The sequence below is a fragment of the Leucobacter holotrichiae genome (assembly GCF_055791005.1).
On sequence record NZ_JBVUAC010000006.1, the window covers coordinates 1 to 17,451 of the forward strand.

8 protein-coding genes are annotated in these 17,451 nt (G+C 61.3%); 4 read left to right on the forward strand and 4 right to left on the reverse strand.

The features are described 5' to 3' along the window. The first annotated feature begins 155 nt into the window (after positions 1-155). Positions 156-1,451 carry a Y-family DNA polymerase gene (locus AC0KXF_RS08955; RefSeq protein ID WP_473108852.1) on the forward strand — a complete coding sequence of 432 codons (1,296 nt, stop codon included), beginning with the start codon at positions 156-158 and terminating at the stop codon, positions 1,449-1,451. Between the two features lie 19 nt (positions 1,452-1,470). On the opposite strand, the gene mobF is transcribed toward AC0KXF_RS08955, so the two are convergent. Further along, a complete protein-coding gene (gene mobF / locus AC0KXF_RS08960; RefSeq protein ID WP_473109049.1) occupies positions 1,471-5,007 on the reverse strand; it encodes a MobF family relaxase in 3,537 nt (1,178 codons plus the stop codon). A gap of 247 nt (positions 5,008-5,254) precedes the next feature. On the opposite strand from mobF, the gene AC0KXF_RS08965 reads away from it, so the two are divergent. The 3 genes from AC0KXF_RS08965 (at position 5,255) to AC0KXF_RS08975 (ending at position 10,657) form a co-directional block, all read left to right on the forward strand. Further along, positions 5,255-6,352, forward strand: coding sequence for a DNA cytosine methyltransferase (locus tag AC0KXF_RS08965; RefSeq protein ID WP_473108853.1), 1,098 nt, complete (start codon positions 5,255-5,257; stop codon positions 6,350-6,352). A 388-nt stretch (positions 6,353-6,740) separates the two neighbouring features. Then, positions 6,741-9,353, forward strand: coding sequence for a helix-turn-helix transcriptional regulator (locus tag AC0KXF_RS08970; RefSeq protein ID WP_473108854.1), 2,613 nt, complete (start codon positions 6,741-6,743; stop codon positions 9,351-9,353). Continuing rightward, positions 9,350-10,657: an MFS transporter gene (locus tag AC0KXF_RS08975; protein ID WP_473108855.1), complete on the forward strand. Its 1,308-nt coding sequence runs from the start codon at positions 9,350-9,352 to the stop codon at positions 10,655-10,657. The genes AC0KXF_RS08970 and AC0KXF_RS08975 overlap by 4 nt, the downstream gene beginning before the upstream one ends. On the opposite strand, the gene AC0KXF_RS08980 is transcribed toward AC0KXF_RS08975, so the two are convergent. The 3 genes from AC0KXF_RS08980 to AC0KXF_RS08990 all read right to left on the reverse strand — a co-directional run bounded on the left by AC0KXF_RS08980 (position 10,578) and on the right by AC0KXF_RS08990 (position 16,977). After that, entirely contained in the window at positions 10,578-11,531 is a 954-nt protein-coding gene (locus AC0KXF_RS08980; protein WP_473108856.1) for a class C sortase, read from the reverse strand. The genes AC0KXF_RS08975 and AC0KXF_RS08980 overlap by 80 nt on opposite strands. Positions 11,532-11,626: 95 nt before the next feature. Continuing rightward, positions 11,627-13,120 (reverse strand): SpaH/EbpB family LPXTG-anchored major pilin, encoded by a 1,494-nt coding sequence (locus AC0KXF_RS08985; RefSeq protein WP_473108857.1) that lies wholly within the window; start codon positions 13,118-13,120, stop codon positions 11,627-11,629. A 194-nt stretch (positions 13,121-13,314) separates the two neighbouring features. Further along, the gene (locus AC0KXF_RS08990; protein WP_473108858.1) at positions 13,315-16,977 is read right to left on the reverse strand and encodes a CshA/CshB family fibrillar adhesin-related protein; all 3,663 of its coding nucleotides are present in this window, start codon (positions 16,975-16,977) and stop codon (positions 13,315-13,317) included. Positions 16,978-17,451: the final 474 nt, after the last annotated feature.

The following is a 17,451-nucleotide window of genomic DNA, read 5'->3' on the forward strand; positions in this document are numbered from 1 at the left end:
GGCCAACACCTCCGCTACGCTACCCATGGCGGCATAACCACCTGTAACACCGTGTCCACGATCAAGGGTCAAGGCCCAACCACCCGACAGTCGCTGCAGGCCAATATGCCGCGCCCGGTGACTGCTGTGTCGGAGGTTAGGCCTATGCTCTCCGCGTGCCCAATACCGTGAACTCGATTGCGCTCGTGGATGCTGAGTCGTTCTATGCATCCTGTGAGCGGGTCTTCTATCCGAAGCTCCGTGGTGTACCCGTGGTGGTGCTCTCAAACAATGACGGCTGCGTGGTGGCCGCCGACACGCTCGCGAAAAGGCTCGATCCAAACATCATGTTCAAACCGTGGTTCCAGATCGAAGCCTGGGCGAAAACACACGGCGTGGCCGCACGGAGCTCGAACTACGAACTCTACGGAAACCTATCCGCACGCATCGCGGAGATTCTGAGTCGCTACTCCGCATGGCAGGAAATCTATTCGATTGACGAGAGTTTCATCCGGCTTACCGGCACCCCGGAAGAACTCGAACAGCTCGGACGAGAGATCCGCTCAACGGTGATGAAACTCGTCGGCGTGCCGGTGCGCGTCGCAATGGGAGCGTCGAAGTCTCTCGCGAAGGTTGCTGCCATCGGAATCAAACAGACCCCCGATTTCGGCGGCTCGCTGCACATGGGGCGCTTCCCGAATGCGCAACTGGATCGGATCCTCGACTTGATCCCCGTCACCGAGCTCTGGGGCGTTGCTGGTCGCTCGGGGAAACGCCTTGCTGGCATGAACATTCACACGGCACGACAGTTGCGTGACGCGTCTCCGAAGTGGCTGCGGAAGAAGTTCAACGTGAACATGGAGCGGATCGTCCTGGAACTGCGAGGTATCTCGTGTATCCCAATTGAGACGATCCCTCCGACTAAAAAAGACCAGCTCATTTTCTCGCGCAGTTTCAGCCACAAAATGACTGCACTGAAGGAGATGGAGCAGGTGTTGTCGTTGTATGCGCAGCGCGTTAGTGAGCGGCTTCGCGCACAGGGTTCAGTGGCGTCGCATCTGAGCGCATGGGCGATGACGGGATGGGCTGACGAAGGATCTGTCGGGCACAGCGCTCAGGTATCGGTGCCATTGGAGACGCCAACGGATGACCCGATCGTTCTCACGAAAGCAGCGAGAGCACTCCTACCTCGCCTGTATCCGGTGCCGGGCATCCGGTATGCACGGGCCGGCGTCGTGTTGACCGATGTGCGGCAAGCGGCAGGTGTGCAGCCGCTGAGTTTGTTCTCGCGCGAGTTCGAAGGCCGCGGTATCGGGCAAGCACTCGACCGAATCAACCGGGCGCTCGGAAACGGATCAATCGGTGTCGGGTTGGGCGGTATGAAGCAGCCCCCGGGATGGGAGATGAAACGTGCGATGCTCTCGAAGCGTGCCACGACGCACTGGAGCGAACTCCCCGTCGCCGTCGCTTGACTACGACCTGATACCGGGGCTACAAGCCGGGGCCTGACCGAGTCGGGGCTTGCTGGCGTCTGCGCGCATTCCGGGCGGCAGGTTTCGCGAGCGCTTGGGCTCGGGCGATGGCCGCTTGAGCTCGGGCGGCGTCGATCTTCTGTGCCTCTGATTCGGGAGGAGCGCCAAGCGGTTGATCTGTGCTGATGTCGTAGCGATCCCGATACGCGGCCACCGTCTGCACCTGCCTCATCCACACCTCTGCGGTCTTGGCGTCCTCGGGCGGTGTTCCGAGAGACGCAACCCACCGTTGCCCACTCGCGAGTGCAGTATCTGTGAGTGCTGCGGCTCGCTGCTCGATGAGCTCTCGTCGTTCCGTGAGGGCCTGTCGCATCTCCGCGCTCATTGCGCCGGTGGCTTCTGGGATGAGTCCGGTGATGAGGCGCGGGGGTTTCCTGGTGCGTCCCGAACCTGCCGGGCGTGCTGTGGCGCGTGCGAGACGGTAGCGGAGGACGGCAGCAATATCGTCAGCGTCATCAAACCCGCGCGCGGTGACGAGTCGTGGGAGTAGGGTTTCGGGATCGTGGTGGTTTGCTTCTGCTCGGCGGAGTTCGGCGGTGAGGGGGCCGAACGCGTCGGAGGTGATTGCGGCTTCTGCATGTTCGGGGGTGAGCCCGGAGTTTCGGATGAGAGCGGCCCATCGGTCGTGTTGCGCGGCAGCGGCGATCGTTTCGTATTCGGCAGCGAGTTGCCCAATGTTCGACCAGGTTTCGTGTTCAGCTTTGATGGTTTCGTGGGCGGACAGTTCTGCCCCGGAGTGTTGCAGCACCCCGTACAGTACGGTTTTCGCGGTGGCGTCGCCGTGATCTCCAGGGTGGGGGCCTTCGTGGGAGGGGTCGGGCTTGTCGATCGCGACGTAGGCGTGGTTCGTGTGTTTCCCGCGAGTGAGTGCGACATAGAGGTTCTCGCGCGTCATGGCCGAGTCGACGAGGACGTGCGTGGTGTCGGTCGTGATGCCCTGGGCCCGGTACGCGGTGACGGCATATCCGAGATCGAGCGCTTCGGTGACGTAGTCGGCCGGGAGCAGGACGCTGCCCCATTTCTTTCCGGCACGGCGTACGACCACCGACCCGTCTTCTCGCACGTCCGTGATCGTCCACCGGTCACCGTTTCTCACCCACGAATGCCCGGTGTGCAGGCGCCGGTCGTTGCGTCTGGTGATGACGGTATCGCCGATCGCGGCACGGTTCCCATCACGCAGCTCTACTTCTCGATCCCCGTACACGGTGCCATCGAGGATCAGGTCGGTGCGGGCTCTCAGGTTGAGGGCGGTCACGGCTTCGTTCGAGTCCGTCACAAGCACTGACGCCAGCCCGGAGCGCATGTCCGTCTGCCAGGCAAGGTAGGCGGCCTCGATCATGGACTCGGTTTCGCCTTCTTTCACACGTCCATGGTCGATATAGGTGTCGATGACTTCGGGACGGCCATGACGTAAATCCAGCGACGCGAGCTTCTCCCACGGGTTGATGAAGCGGTGCACATCGACGAGTTCTGGGGTGTCGTCACGGTCGTGAACCAGGAGCGAAAACGCGCCGCCAGCGTCCACGGACTGCAGTTGCGCGTAGTCGCCAACGAGCAGCACTTTCGCGCCGGCCTGTTCCGCGAGCGCGGTGATGCGATCCAGTGAGAGGGTGCCGGCAAGCGAAGCTTCGTCGATGATGACGAGCTGCCCGGCAGTGAACGTTTCCCCGTACATGAGATGGTTCTGCCACCATTTCGCCGTGTTCTCGGTAGCGATACCAAGGTCATCGGCAAGGACTTGGGCTGCGACAGCAGACGGTGCGAGACCGACCACGGACCCGGCACCGTGTTCGATTTCCCAGGCACGCCTGAGCGCGTGCATCGCGGTGGTTTTCCCGGCACCTGCGGGACCGACGAGGACATCGACGATACGCCCGGACACGGCGACTTTCGCGAGCGCGTCGGCCTGGTCGGGGCCGAGCATGAGGCCGTCGTGATCTGGGCTATGCGTGATCTGTTCTACCGTGTCCAGGCGCACCACGGGGCCGGTGACGGTGCGGCTGCGTTCAAGGAGCCGGTCTTCGGCGTCAAGGAGGAGTTCGGACGAGAACACGGTCGAGTGCTTGGGTCGGAACACGCTCGACCCGTCCGGACGCTGGAACACGGCCGGGCTGGTGGCGAGCTCGGGCGGGCTGAGCCGGATCGAAGCCCGTTCTGCGGCGTCGACGACGAGCCCGATGATCGCTTCGCGATCCAGGGCGGAAGCGAACCGGTAGGGCATGGTCTGCCGTGCCGCCTCGGCGGTCAGGTTCCACCGCCGCCACGTCGACCGTTTCTCACCGACGGCTTCCACGACCGTGGCCCCGAGATCCTCGACGACCGGTAACGGGATGTCGTCTGCTCGCAGGAGCCTGGGTGCCGGGTTCTCGAGCACGGTTGTTGCCCACCCGGTCGCATCCGCGCCAAGAAGCATGCCCGCACGGCCACGCCATTGCGTGGTGAGGTCTGCGAGAGAGCGAACCTGCTTTTCTGGTCGGGTTGAGAGCGTGGCCTGTGCCCGGAGCTTCATGAGTGTCGCGGGAGAGGGCCGGCGTCCGTGCTGTTCCACATAGTGTTCGATGAGGCGATCCGTCTCGGCGTCGATATGTCGGGCCCGGGTCGAGAACTCGGCCACGAGCGTTTCGGGGACCCCGGTCACCGCCCACGCGGGGTTGCGGTCTTTGCCCATATCGCGGGCTTCCCACGAGACACCGAACAGGCCGGTGAGGTGATCGGCAAAGACCGCCTCATGGAGTTCCGAGAGGGCGACCGTCGCCGCGTGCAAGGGGCGGCCGTCGAGCGATCGCCACTTCCCATCCAGCACGGTCATGGTCTTGTTACTGACGACGACGTGCGTATGCAGGTGGGGGTCGCCGGCGCGACTGTCGTAATGGTCGTACGCGGTTGCAATCACTCCGGCGACATCGACCTGTGCAACCGCGCCGTTGCGCCCGGTTGCACCCGTCCGGGTTGCGGCAACCTCTCGTTCGAGAAATGCAATCACGTCTGCAACCGCTGCATGGTGGGCGTCAGCGATCAGGGCTTGCGTGCCGGCATCGGCAACCGCCCACAGTACCGATGCGGATTTCGGGATCGAGAACGTGAAATCGAACCCCGCAACCGCCCTACGGGTACCCTTCCGCATCTCTTCCGCTTCGATCGCGGCAATCGCTTCGCCCCGAGCGCGAGTACCAAGATTCGGGTCGAGGGCGGCGATTCGTTGTTGGATGCGTTCCGTCACGGGCGTGAACGTCGGGAAGGCCAGCCCCAACGGGTCGCCAGTGAGTGGATGCCGTCCCATCCCGATCAGGAGCTGTAGTTGTGACGCGGTGACGTGATCCCCGGCACTGATCTGTCCGCCCAACGCGGTGAGCGCGGTCCCGAGCCAGCGGCCTGGAGGGGTGCCTTCTTCGGCGTAATAGCGGGTGAGCGGGGTTGAGAGTGACCGGTCTCCGTCTCCTGCGACCACGGTGCGCAGGAGGTACTTGTATCCGTCGCCTGCGGACATCACCCGCATCGAAACCGTCACGAATATCGCCTCCCTGTACCCAGGAGGTGAACCGGTGCGGCCCGAGGTTTTCGGCGCCGGTTCCGAAGCTCTCGCCCTCGACCTGCAAGAGGCGTGGTCGCTCGGGAGCGAGACTGCAGCAGTGGCCGTCCGAGCAGGGCCTGCGCGGTACGGGTCGCGTACCTGTCAGGTGACCAGCCCGGTCGTTTCTCCATATGAGGGAGGCGGCCGGAATCACCTTCGAGTCGGAGTGTTCATGTCGAAACCTGCTGTTTCCCGCCCCCGTATCGGGTCGCTGTTCTCCGGGTACGGGGGCCTCGACCTCGCCGTCGAACACCTCACCGGCGGCGAAACGATCTGGTTCTCAGAACTGAACGAACCCGTCGCCCGCGTGTTCTCTCACCATTGGCCAGATGCCCCCAACCTGGGCGATATTTCACACATTGACTGGAGTGCTGTGCCGCCCGTCGACATTCTCTGCGGCGGCTTCCCCTGCCAGGACGTGTCCACGGTCGGCAAACGGGCAGGTCTTGCCCCCGGTACTCGGTCCGGGCTGTGGTCGTTCATGGCGGCAGCGATCGACGCGTTGCAACCCGAACTCGTCGTGATCGAAAACGTTCGTGGGCTTCTCTCATCTCCCGCGATCCGCAACCAGAAAGAAGATGCAACCGATGGAAGACGCAACCCCGCAACCCCACCCGATGCAACCCTGGGCGATATGGAACCCGCTGCTTGGTTGTTGGGAGACGAGTCAGCCCGACCTCTTCGGGCACTCGGCGCCGTTCTCGGTGACCTGGCCGACCTCGGGTACGACTCGGAATGGATCGGCCTACCCGCTTCACTGGTCGGCGCCCCTCACCACCGGTTCCGCATCTTCATCACCGCGCACCCCCGCAGCCCTTTTCAGAACACCACTCGCGTCGGACTCCTCGCGGGGCGGGGAAACACTGGACGCGGTGAAGGCGAGGCGCGGCACGATCGCGCTCAGTCACCAGGTCATCGACTTCATGCTCCACGGACCGCTTGGCTCGCCGGCCAGGCAGAACGAGCAGGAGACCTTGTTTATCCTGATCGACAGCATCTTCGAGAATGGGGAGGATACGCAGACGCTATCCAACGATGGGAGCACATAACCCAACGCGCTGCCCCCATGCCCGCACTCCTGCTGGACGATACCTCGCCCAGGCCTGCCCCCGCGTTCGTGGAATGGTTCATGGGCCTACCAGAAGGCTGGGTGACAGATGAATCGACCGGGCTGAATCCCCGCCAGCAAATTACTGCACTCGGGAATGGCGTACTCCCATTACAGGCCGGATTCGCCCTTGGCATGCTCTCTCCATCGACAGCATTGTGAGATCTCGAACTAGCCGTTGGCTCCCGTCTCGCGCTCCGGGCGGTGCCTTACATGTGCGCGGCGGGTGTTCCCCGACGTAGGTCGAAGACTCAAGAATCGAGAGCTAATCTTTGGCTCCAAGATTCAAACCTAGACAGTGGTGACGCTTCATGGGAACAAATACCTAACAAGGGTATGCGTATTTCTGATTTCGTGGCTTTGTCAAGGCATACAGCCAATTTTGAGTGAGATTTCCACGCGCCGGGCAAGGTGTTCCACGGGGGTGGCCGTTGTCTGCCCTGCCTGTCGCCATGTGGCCGGCGATACTCTGTTGGCGTGCCCGTCTCTTGAGCGGCCGCCGAAGGCCGACTCGAAGATGCGGCAATGATGCCTGGTCATAGGAGGGGATGTGAGGGCTGTACAAACGCGTCATTTTTTTCCAGAATCGCGGTTCGAGATTTTACAACGGTCACAGTTGCATGACCATGTTTCGAAACAATCTGCGCTGCTCATGATCCACGGCGGCCCTGGGACTGGAAAAACACTTGCTGCCCTCGAGATCGCATCGGCCATAGCTGACAGTGGTGTCGAGACAGTGTGGTTGCGATTGTCCAGTGACGACGGGCAAAGGCGAACGTTTTGGGAACGCGTGTTTGAGACGGTGACCGATGCGGCACTTTTCTCTCCGCAGTCCACCGTGGCTCGTATGGCCCGCGAGGGGCTTTCTTCGCCTAAACCTGAGTTGATCGCGGCGGCGTTGTCGGAGAGCAAGCAATCGATGGTGCTCGTCCTTGATGATCTCCACCTGGCCGGATCGGACGAAGTACTCAACGACATCGTTTTTGTCCTGGAACAGGTTCCTGCACTTCGCGTGATCGCAACGTCTCGTGTCCGCTTCCACGCTCTTACGGGGGTGGCTTCGCGTCTGCGGCTTGCAATTGATGAAATCTCGGAGACGGAACTCGCGCTTTCCGAATCAGAAATCGAAGAGCTTCTCGCCATGCATTCTCCGAGCGGCACAGGCATTCAGCCGCAACTGTCTGCAGCGGCGATCCATCGACGCACTAAGGGCTGGCCGTTGGCAGTTCATGCGCTCATCGTGGAGCACGTGGAGCAGCTGCGGGGGAACCGTACCGGAACCCGGCACTCCTTTGTGCATTCGTATGTTGATCGGATTGTGCAATCTGTCTCAGCACATGAACGTCCCGCACTGTGGGTGACGGCGCTGTTGCGAGAAGTTTCGCCTGAGATCCTTACCGACACACTGCGCCTCGAAATTTCCGACGCCGACCGTTTCCTTGATGAACTGTCTGTCGCGAGCTTGAGTTTCTGGGAGGATGGTGCCGGGACGCGCTGGTATCGGCATCACGACATGGTGCGTGAAGAGCTGCTCTCGCGTGCGTTCTCAGAAGTTCCATTATCGATGCTGCGTCTCTACTATGCCCGTGCAGCAGAAGCATTGCTTGATACGCGTCCCCGAGACGCGATCGAGGCCGCAATCCGTGGCGAAGCGTGGGAATTACTCACCGAAATCTTGGTGTCCCACCCCTCGTACAGTTATGCGCCGGGTGGCCGGCGAACTATTACTGGTCATTGGTTGCGAGATATTCCGGGCTCAGTTCGGAGCAAACACCCGGTGCTTGCGGCATTCGCACTTATCGATGAATATGCGGTGCCAGCGGGGCGATTCCAACGCGTCATCCAAGGTTTCAGGCTCTTAGCTGGGCCGGGTCTGCAACGCATTTCGGAACGGCAAGGCCTTGAAGGTGCCGTGGCTAGCGTCTTACGCATGGCGGCGGCTCGTCTGAGCGGGCAGGAGTCGCAGAGCCTGCAGCTCGCTGATCAAGCTCAGAATGCGCTGCTCTCGCTTGCTCCTCACGAAATACAGCAAGTGCGAAGAACATTGACCACTGGCTATGCGCAGTTGGCAATCACCTACCTGTACGCGAATAGGTTTTCTCAAGTCGAACAAGTCGTCCAGGCCACGCAGCTTGATGGGGTGCCAAAGACAGCTTGGAATCGTGCCCATGTTCTCGCTCTCGACGCGTTCTCGGCAGCATGGCAGGGCCGGCTCGCTGAGGCCCGGCGGCGAATCGTGAGGGCTGAAGAAGCGGATACCCCGGTCGGTTGGGAGGACTCATACGCTGGCGCGGGGTATCGAATCGCGTCAGCCATCGAACGCCTCGAATTCGGGGACCTCGACACTGCGCAGGCGCATCTCGATGCAATGCATGAGTTGGAATCAACGATCGAGCATTGGCCGTACATCGTTGAATTGAAGACGCTCATCACGGAGTCGCGCTTCGGTGCTGGCGAAGCCTTGGCCAGGCTCGAGCAGGAGTTGCAGGAGAGACGACGAAGGTTCCAAGTGTTGACCACCCCCAGGCGGTCTCTTGCGGCGCTGCATGCACGACTGGTCTGGCAGTCTGGTCGTTCCGTAGTGTCTCGCTCAGAGCGTAGCTACACTAAGGATCTTGCCGGCGTGTATGCCGCGTTGGGGAGAGACGAACACGTACGCGCCCGAGCCATTCTAGGTGGATTCTTGACCGACCGTGACCTGGTCGCGTTTCCTCGCAGGCGAACAGAGGCATTATTGCTGCATGCTCATGTGTGTTTGAGTGAGCAGGACCAGGATGCCGCTTCAAAATCGGCCGTGCTCGCAGCGTCGATCCTGCAGGAACATGGACTGACGGTCCCGTATCGAGCATTGCCGAAACTGGTGATCGAACGGTTGCAGGAGTTCGCTCCAGAGCTTGACCCCATGAAGGGGGCTGACAGTGTGAGTCAGGGAACTCAGACGCTTTCACTTGGGGAGGTTCGGGCACTCGCTGCGGTCGCAGAGCACGGAACGGCAACTGCCGCGGCGAACACGTTGTTCCTCTCGCCTCACACCGTGCGGCATCAGCTCAAACTGGCGTATCGCAAGCTGGGGGTACGCACCAAGGTGGATGCGATTCGGAAGGCCCGTGAAATAGGTGTTCTTGACATCGTGGAGGAGTCATCGAGGACGGGGGAAGTATGACTGCAGTGTTGAACCAGGCACAATCCAAGTCCCTCGTGATTCAACTGAATCTCGCGAAGCTCCTTGCGCTGGCAGTATTGGCTCCGGCGGCGACAGTCGGGATTTCGCAGCGTGCAGTCGAGATGGTTCCGGATGATGCTCAGGCCGGTCTGGTGGCAGTAACGACAACAGTTGGTGCGTGCTGTGGAATCGTTGGGGCAGTACTGTTTGGTCGGTTCACTGACCGAGTTGCGTCATCAGTCCGTGGCCGTTGGTGGTGTGTCGTCGTCGGCGCATCGAGCGCCGGCGTAGGGATCACATTGATGATGTTCGCTTCAACGCCGTGGATGTTGGTGATCGGATGGGGCGCTGCCCAGATTGGGTGTTCCGGGGCCATGTCTGTGATTCGGGCCATGCTCGGCTTCACGCAACCGACACAACGCAGACGCGGCGCGACAGTGATGATTGCACTCACCTATCTGGGAGCGTTCATCCCGATCCTTATCCTCATCGTTTTCCCGAACACGGTCTGGGAAACCTCTTTGGTGCTCGCACTTCTCGCTATCGCGATACCACTCTTGGCAGCCGTACGTTCGGGAGATCTCAACCGCTTTGCCGCATACACACCCGATGCGGCGCCTGAGTCACAGTTTGGAGGGGCACATCGCACCGGCAGGGTTCCGAGGGAGCGAAGCCTGCCGTGGCCAGTGGTCTTACTGACGCAATGCGGCCTGCATGTCACGTTGTCTGCGTATTTGGCATACCATGCGCTGGATATCGCAGAAAGCGCACGAGGTGACTGGGAGAGTTCAACGACGCAAATGACGTTGCTGACCCTTGCCGCAGCACTTCTCGGTCTGCTCCTCACCAGCACAGTGCTCCTCATACGTCCAGCACTCCTCGGCAGCATTCCCAGACTGTTGATCCTGTCGGGAGTCGTGCTTATGGCTTCGATTGCGCTCAGGCCGTATGCGCAAGGCCCCGAGCTGGTTGTGTTGCTGTTTCTGAGTGGGGTTGCGGTGGCGTTGACTTCGGCTTCGCTGCTCCTTGCAGCACTCAGCGCGGGTCTGAAAGAGCGGTTAGGCCAACGGATCGGGCTGTACAGTGCAGTCACTCCGATTGGTCAACTTGCTGGACCGCCACTCGGTCTCCTCATCATTCACGTTTCGCCAGAAGCTGCCGGATACAACAATCTCTTCCTTGTGGTCGCGTGTATTCCGCTCTTCTGGAGCATTTTGGTGTTCGTTACTCAGCGTCGGATCTCTGCGGACGTCGAACCCGCTGCGCGAGATCGGGTCGAATCGTGTACAGCGTCACAGCCGTGATGAGGATCGTTCCGCCGGCTGTCCACAGTAACCACCACGGGAACCCTGCGGTTGTTCCATCGGTTACGGTTTCATTGCGTAGATCTGGAGCGTCATCGAGATCGATGCGTTCGCCGCGGACGAGAAGTCGATGCGAGTTTACGGCGCGAGGGGTGCACGTCACGAGCGTGACGTAATCCTTGCCGTCTTCAAGCTGTAGGGAATTGATCTCGGTCGGCAGGACGACATCGATTTGGTCGACGCGGTATGCCAGCTTTTCACCCGCGACAGTGATGAAGAAGTCATCCCCAATTTTGACCTCATCGAGATCGTCGAACAGGTGCGCGTTCGTGTAGGCGGTATGCGCGGTCAACACCGCGTGCGTTCCGATTCCACCGACGGGGAGTGAGGATCCGAATAGGTGTCCGACGCCTTTCGCAAGCGTGCCATCGTCAGTGCCGTGATAGATCGGGAGGCTGGTGTCGATCGCGGGAATTGAGATGCGTCCCATGACGTCGGTGTCCGGGGCTGTGAGCTGTTGTTCATACACTTCCCAGGCACCGCCTCGGCCTTCGCCGGCTTCTTTCATGGTGTAGGGGTCGGTGAGGAGAATGTTCGGCATCGCGTCGTTGTAGGCGTGCGCATTTTCGAGGAGTGCCTGTTTGTCTGCGTCGGGAAGTGACTGCACTTCTCGCGTGTATCCGGTTACAGCGCCTTCTCGTTCCTTCGCCGAGAACCATTGAGCGATCGCTGGATAGCTGGCAGTTAGTAGCCCGATCAGGGCAGCTATAGCGACGACGACGGTCACCCAATCTTGGCGGCTCCGGTTCGATCGCGAAGGTGTGGAAGTCTCAGGGGTGTCTGGCGTGTTCGATTCGTCGAGGAGCAGCGTCATCGTGTCTGTCTTTCTCAATGCAGTGAAACAAAGATGCCAGTGCCGGAGCCGCGCCACGAAACTGTGACGCATGCTCCGGCACCGGATCGTCGGTATTAGGCCGCCGTGCTGGTCTTCCGGCGACGCGCGAGGACCACGATCGCGCCGCCCATGAGCAGCAGACCGCCGATCAGGAGCGCGGAAGTGCCCGCGCCACCGGTGATCGGAAGCTCGAAGCCAGCGTTCTTCGGCACGTTCACCACGGTCTCGGTCGGAACCTCGGCATCAGTCGAATCGACGGACACCTCGATCGGGTTCGCCAGGAGTTCGTACCCGGCAGGAGCCTCAACCTCAGCGACCCAGTAGCTGCGGCAGTCCTCTTCCGCGAGCTCCGCACCGTCTTCGAAGCAGGAGTAGCGCAGACCCTCGATGAGGGCGATGCCGTCTTCACCCGACTCGAACACCGACTGGCCGTCGATCTCGATCGCGTTGGTGTTGTTGCGGGCATCTTCCTCAGTGAGGTAGACGCTGAACTTGGCACCCGCGAGGGCTTCATCATTCTCGTCATGCTTCTGGATGACGATGTTGCCGAACTTCGTCTCGACCCCGGGGCCATCGGTCGGGGTATCGTTCTCGATAGCCGGGTTGTTCGGGAACAGCTGCGGCTCGTTCGTGATCTCGCCGACCTCCAGCACGGTAGCGGTGTGCGTGACGACCACCTGGGCGTCCGAGTGCTGCTCGAGCACGTCGAGCCCTGCCGCAGTGAAGTCGATGTCGACGGTCTGCCCGTCCTGGTTCACGGTGTAGTCAGTGCCTTCAACGAGGGCAGTGCCGTCGCTGAGCTCGACCGTGCTCGAAACGTAGGCGAGCTTCGCATCGAAGGTGTCGCGCACCCGGTAGCCGTCGATCTCGGTGCCGTCGGGGATCTCCGAGGTGATCGTGTACTCGATGTTGTCTCCGATCTTCACCGCGTCCGAGTCCTCGACTGTCTTCGTGGGTGGAGGTGTGACGGCGTTCTTCGGGTAGACATGTACGTCGTAGACCCATGCGTTGAGGTCATCCGGGTTCGTCATCGGCACGGTCACGATGAACGGGAACGACGGGGTGATTCCGCCATCGACTGCCTCACCGTTCGCGTCGACCGGGTTCTGCCAGTCCGACTCCCACACCAAGTAGGCGCCGGGCTCCAGATCTCCGAACGTCAGGGCCCCGTCGTTTGCGGTGCGATCCGTCTCCACGTCACCGGTGACCGGGAGACCCCACGGAGTGTCTGCGACATTGAGGTTCGGGGAGAACGTTTCGTTGAGGTCCGCAAGATCCTGCCAACCCTGGTTGGTGGTGAGGTCGACATCGAGCTGCTGCAGGCTGAACTCGATGTTGCCGATCGGCGGGTACTGATCCGTGTCAAGCGACTGTTCGAGGCCGGTGCCCTCAGTCTCGGAGGCGGGGCTCGACTGCTGGTGCTTGTGCACGGTGAGCGACCCGGTCTGATCCGGGTCGATCACGTTGTCGGCTGCGTTCGCGGCTTGCGCGCCGCCGAAGGCGAGCAGCGCGACGGCTGCACCTCCGACGAGGCCGCGCCAAGTAGCGCGAGTCTTTGTGTGTTTCATTCAGTGACTCCTTATCTAGTCATCGTTTTGTTGAGGCGGAGTTGGTAGGGACGGACCGGGCCGAGCATGACGCTGTAGGGGGAAGAGAGATGCTCGGCCCGGTCGAGACGCTGTGCGGGAGAATTTGCACGCGTCACTCCGATCGGCCGGGGATGCCGACCGGGACCACCTGCATGCTGCAAGTGGGGCTCTGCTCAAGAGGTTTCCGTGTTGTGGTAACGCTCTCGTTGGGTACGGCGTGTGCGGAGCACCAGAAGGGTCATCGCTGCCAGGATCAAGAGGCTTCCGCCTCCGACCCAGAGCATGCTTCCGGTACCGCCAGACATTGGCAGCGCGAACGCTTCAAGGTCGGTCACGGTGATGCGCCAGGTGCCGTCTTCGTCGCTCACCTCGATCTGGGGGTGGTCGCCGTTCACGACCACCTCACCGGTCGCGGTGACCTCGAAGGCGACATCCTCAGCTAGGAGCAGGTGACCCTGCGGCGCTTGTACCTCACGCAGCCAGTAAGAGCCTGTCGGGATTCCGGTGATCTGGAACATGCCCGTCGCCGCGGTCTCCTCCAAGCCTGGGTCGGTCAAGGGCGTGTCACCGGCCTCGCCGTTCTCGTCGGGGTAGATCTCGAACCCGGCGCCTGGCATCGGCTCGACACCGTTGAGTCCCTGACCCATCTTCTGCACCTGGAGCACCCCATCGATTCGGGTCGTGGTGCAGTTGGGCAACTGACCCTCCGTGGGCGTGCATTCTCCGCCCGGCGGCGGCACTTCGCCCTCATTCAGGAGGAAGTTCGTCGCCATGCTGTCGCCGCGCTCACCATCCGCGTTTACGGTGACCTGGTACTCGACGGTGTAGTGCGCGCCCGGTGGGACGGTGCCGGTGATCGCGATCTGGTCACCGTCACGTACGACCGTGAGGTTCTCATTCGAAGAGACCGGTTCGCTCGTGAGCTGTGCGTCATCGACCACGCCCGACAGGTCGTCGGTCGCGTTCACGGTCGCGTCGGCACGACCCGGATTCGCGAAGTGAAGGGTATAGGTCAGGACAGAACCGGCGGTCACCGGGTCGCTATCGGACTCGACTTCCTTCCAATCCAGCAACCCAGCAGCCGGCACCGAAACATTGGTGCAGGGGATGCCTCCGGGATATGTCTCGTCTTCATCGATGCAGGCGATGTTGCGGAGAATATAGTTCTCAATTGAGCTGCCATTACCGGACGGCCCCGTGTACGTGACCGAGTACACCACGTACACAGGCTCGTTTGCGGCGAGAGGTCCCTCCCAGATCAGCTTCTCGGCACCTTCGGTGTCATCAAAGGTGACCGTTCCGACTACCGGCCCGGTTTCCGATCCCGCATGGGCCGTGATCGATCCGGGGTCGTTCATCGTGGCCTTGTCGAGCACGCGGCGCAGATCGTCCTCAAGACGCGCGGGCGCATCTTCCGAATAGGAACCTGGCCCGTAGTTGAGAATCTCCAGCGTGTAGGTGACGACCTCGCCCACCGCGGGAACGCCTTCGTCGACACGATCCGCGCGCTTGTCGATCTCCAGTCGTGGCAGCTCGGTGTATGTGCTCGCGCACGGTTCACCGGTCTCCGGGTCGATGCCGTCCTCGGTCTCGCACGAAGGAGTAGGCGCATCCGGGTCAGTCGAATCTTCCGGGCTCCACGCGATGTTACGCAGCTCACCGTTATCGACCGCATCGATCGTCACGGTGTACGTGATCTCGACCGTCTCACCGACCGCCAACGGACCCTCCCAAGTCAAGCGGTTCGTATCGGAGTCGAAACTGACCGTTCCAACCGCGTCGCCGTCCACCGTCGCGGTCGCGTCGGTGTTGTAGATCGCCTCGTCGAGCACATCGCTGAGGTCGTCCCAGACGTGTGCCGGGTCACCTGACGTGTAGTCGCCTTCGCCCGTGTTCGTCGCGCTCACCGTGTATGTCACCGTATCGCCGGGCCGCGTGTCGCCGGTCGCCGACGTCTGCTTCTCGATCGATAGGGCTGGGTCGCAAGCAACACCGAAGTTGTCGAATGCGGTTCGATCAGGACCGAGTTGTCCTTCGATGGAGAAAGTAAAACGGTCGACGCTCGACAATGCGGCTTCAAATTCTGCGGCGGAGGGGGCTGGCCCTGCCGGGCCGGTATTGTTATTGAACCCTGTGTGCCACTGCGAGGCATCCATGGGAACGAGGACCCTCGTCCACTGAGTAGAGTCCACGATTTGTGGGCGGAAGTTGTACCAGTAGAAGGTGTTGTTGGTATCAACGATTCCGACATACAGGTCGACACTAATGCCGGTGTTATTTTTGTAATCGAACTGAAGCGTCCGACCAATCGAGTCCGTGTAGTCGGTGGTGTATCCATTGGCGACAAGATCTGGAGTCCAGAGCTCGGTCCAGTATCCATCGAGGTCATCTTCGATGAGTGCACCGCCTGGATTCCCGGCATCTGGCTGCCATTCGACCGGTTGCGGCTGCATGATGACCTGAGTGCCGTAGTTCGTTGTGGCGGCGCGCCATCCTTCGTTGTCGGTATCGAAGGTGGTCAGTACATCGCACCCGAAGAACAGTTGTTTCGGCTGCGGTGCAATAGAAAGTGAATGGTCCTCGACCTCGCCGGAGACTGTGAGTCCAACTGGCGAAGCTACCGCGTCCTCGCTGTCGGCGATCCTCAGTCGTAGGAAGGTGTCGCCCTGAGCGACATCGTCTGGCACGGTCCAGGACAGATCGACCGAGCCATCTGTGCACTCGACAGCGTCGGAGCGTTCACCTTCGTCGAAGACTCCATTGACGTTCCAGTCGATCCACCCGGCGACATAGCCCGGCCCGGTGCATGAAACATCGGTGAGGTTGTAGCCTTCGCCTGGAGCGACCGAGAGCTCCCCCAGAGGTGCGATAGCATCCTCGTCCGACTGCCCGCTGTTGTCGTCACCCAGGCCGTCAGCAGAGTACTGGGGCGAAGGATCTGAATCGATCAACGTGCCCAGTCGCGTCTGTGGCGCAACCTGCTCAGCAAGCGCGAACGTGTCGCTGCTCACGTCCGTGACACCCTCCGAGAGCGTGCCGCCGTTCCAGGCCGGTTCATAGAGCGCTCCGGCGGCGCCGTAGCTCTCCGGCGCGTCGCCGAAATCGGCTTCGAGGACGACGCCCAGCGCAACGGCACTCCGGCCACCGCCCTTCATCTCAACGTGCGCGCCGTTGGCGCCTTCCATGAAGCCGACTGCAAGCGGACCTTCTCCGTTCGGGTATACAGATCGGCATTCAGATCCATCGGGCCTGAGAGCCATCAAGCCATCGGAGTTTAGGTGTGCGTTCGTCGTCTGCGTGCAACCTGGAGTCCGGAAACGGTCGATGATCCGCCATGTCACCGGTTCATGAGGAAGGACCGAGATGTATTCCGTGGCCCCGCTTGCTTCCGCGTCGGCAACGACGAGGCCTTGGATCGGTACGGGAACGCCGTCGAGCGTCACCCCACACGTAAAATCAAGCGACACCGTTGCGCCGGCGGCCCAGTTGTAGAGGCCCTGGATGAGCTGGTTATCGCCGCCGACACCGCCGACGTTATAGAGGTTGTCGAGACCGTCACCAACAAACGAGCCGCTGCGGTAGCTACGGATGTCGCCAGCGACGTTCGAGGCGGTACAGGTCGTCACGAGTTGTTGGCCATTGACGTCTCTGACGCTGGTGGCTGTCGAGCCGTCGGCGATCACCTGGCCTTGCGCTTCGCCCCATTCGATCCAGTCAATGGCTCCGAGGAACCGCCCCTCGCCTCCTGTCGCATACTCGGCTTGTGCAGGCGCGGCATCGATCAGTGTGCCGCCGGTCACGAGCACGGTAGAGAGAACGGCAAGCGTGCCAACCATCGCAGTAGACCGCTTGGCCCGATCCTTCACCGATGCCAAGCGCCCTGAATCTGGTCGCCAGTTTCTCGATTTCATTCTTGCCCCTCCATACCGTTCACTCGCTTCACGCGAGGACTCGAAGAGCCTGGCAATGTCTCGTTTCGTAGCACGAACCAGCCCTTTCTGTTCTCCTGCTTACAAGTTCGGGGCAATTCGAATCGAGATGTCACACCTCGTACGAAAAGGCACCGCACCGAAATTGAGTTAAGCCAAGATCGGACGGAGAGCGCGACGGCTGCCCTCAAGAGTTCGCTGAAATCGGGCCGTAATACCCATATGGGTTACGCCATTTTCTCGGAAGACCTCGTTCCAGAAGTAGGCAGCGTCGGCCTCGAACGGCCGCTGCGGGCATACCTCAATTGGTGGCTTGCTCACATGAATTGACGGAGTCGTGGAAACTGGTTTTGGCGATATTGCCTCCGTGACGTTTCAAGT

What these genes read in the sequence shown, in the direction of transcription:
- AC0KXF_RS08975 (WP_473108855.1), top strand. Translation starts at nt 9,350, where the DNA reads ATGACTGCAGTGTTGAACCAGGCACAATCCAAGTCCCTCGTGATTCAA.
- AC0KXF_RS08985 (WP_473108857.1), bottom strand. Translation starts at nt 13,120, where the DNA reads ATGAAACACACAAAGACTCGCGCTACTTGGCGCGGCCTCGTCGGAGGT.
- AC0KXF_RS08980 (WP_473108856.1), bottom strand. Translation starts at nt 11,531, where the DNA reads ATGACGCTGCTCCTCGACGAATCGAACACGCCAGACACCCCTGAGACT.
- mobF (WP_473109049.1), bottom strand. Translation starts at nt 5,007, where the DNA reads ATGCGGGTGATGTCCGCAGGCGACGGATACAAGTACCTCCTGCGCACC.
- AC0KXF_RS08990 (WP_473108858.1), bottom strand. Translation starts at nt 16,977, where the DNA reads ATGGTTGGCACGCTTGCCGTTCTCTCTACCGTGCTCGTGACCGGCGGC.
- AC0KXF_RS08965 (WP_473108853.1), top strand. Translation starts at nt 5,255, where the DNA reads ATGTCGAAACCTGCTGTTTCCCGCCCCCGTATCGGGTCGCTGTTCTCC.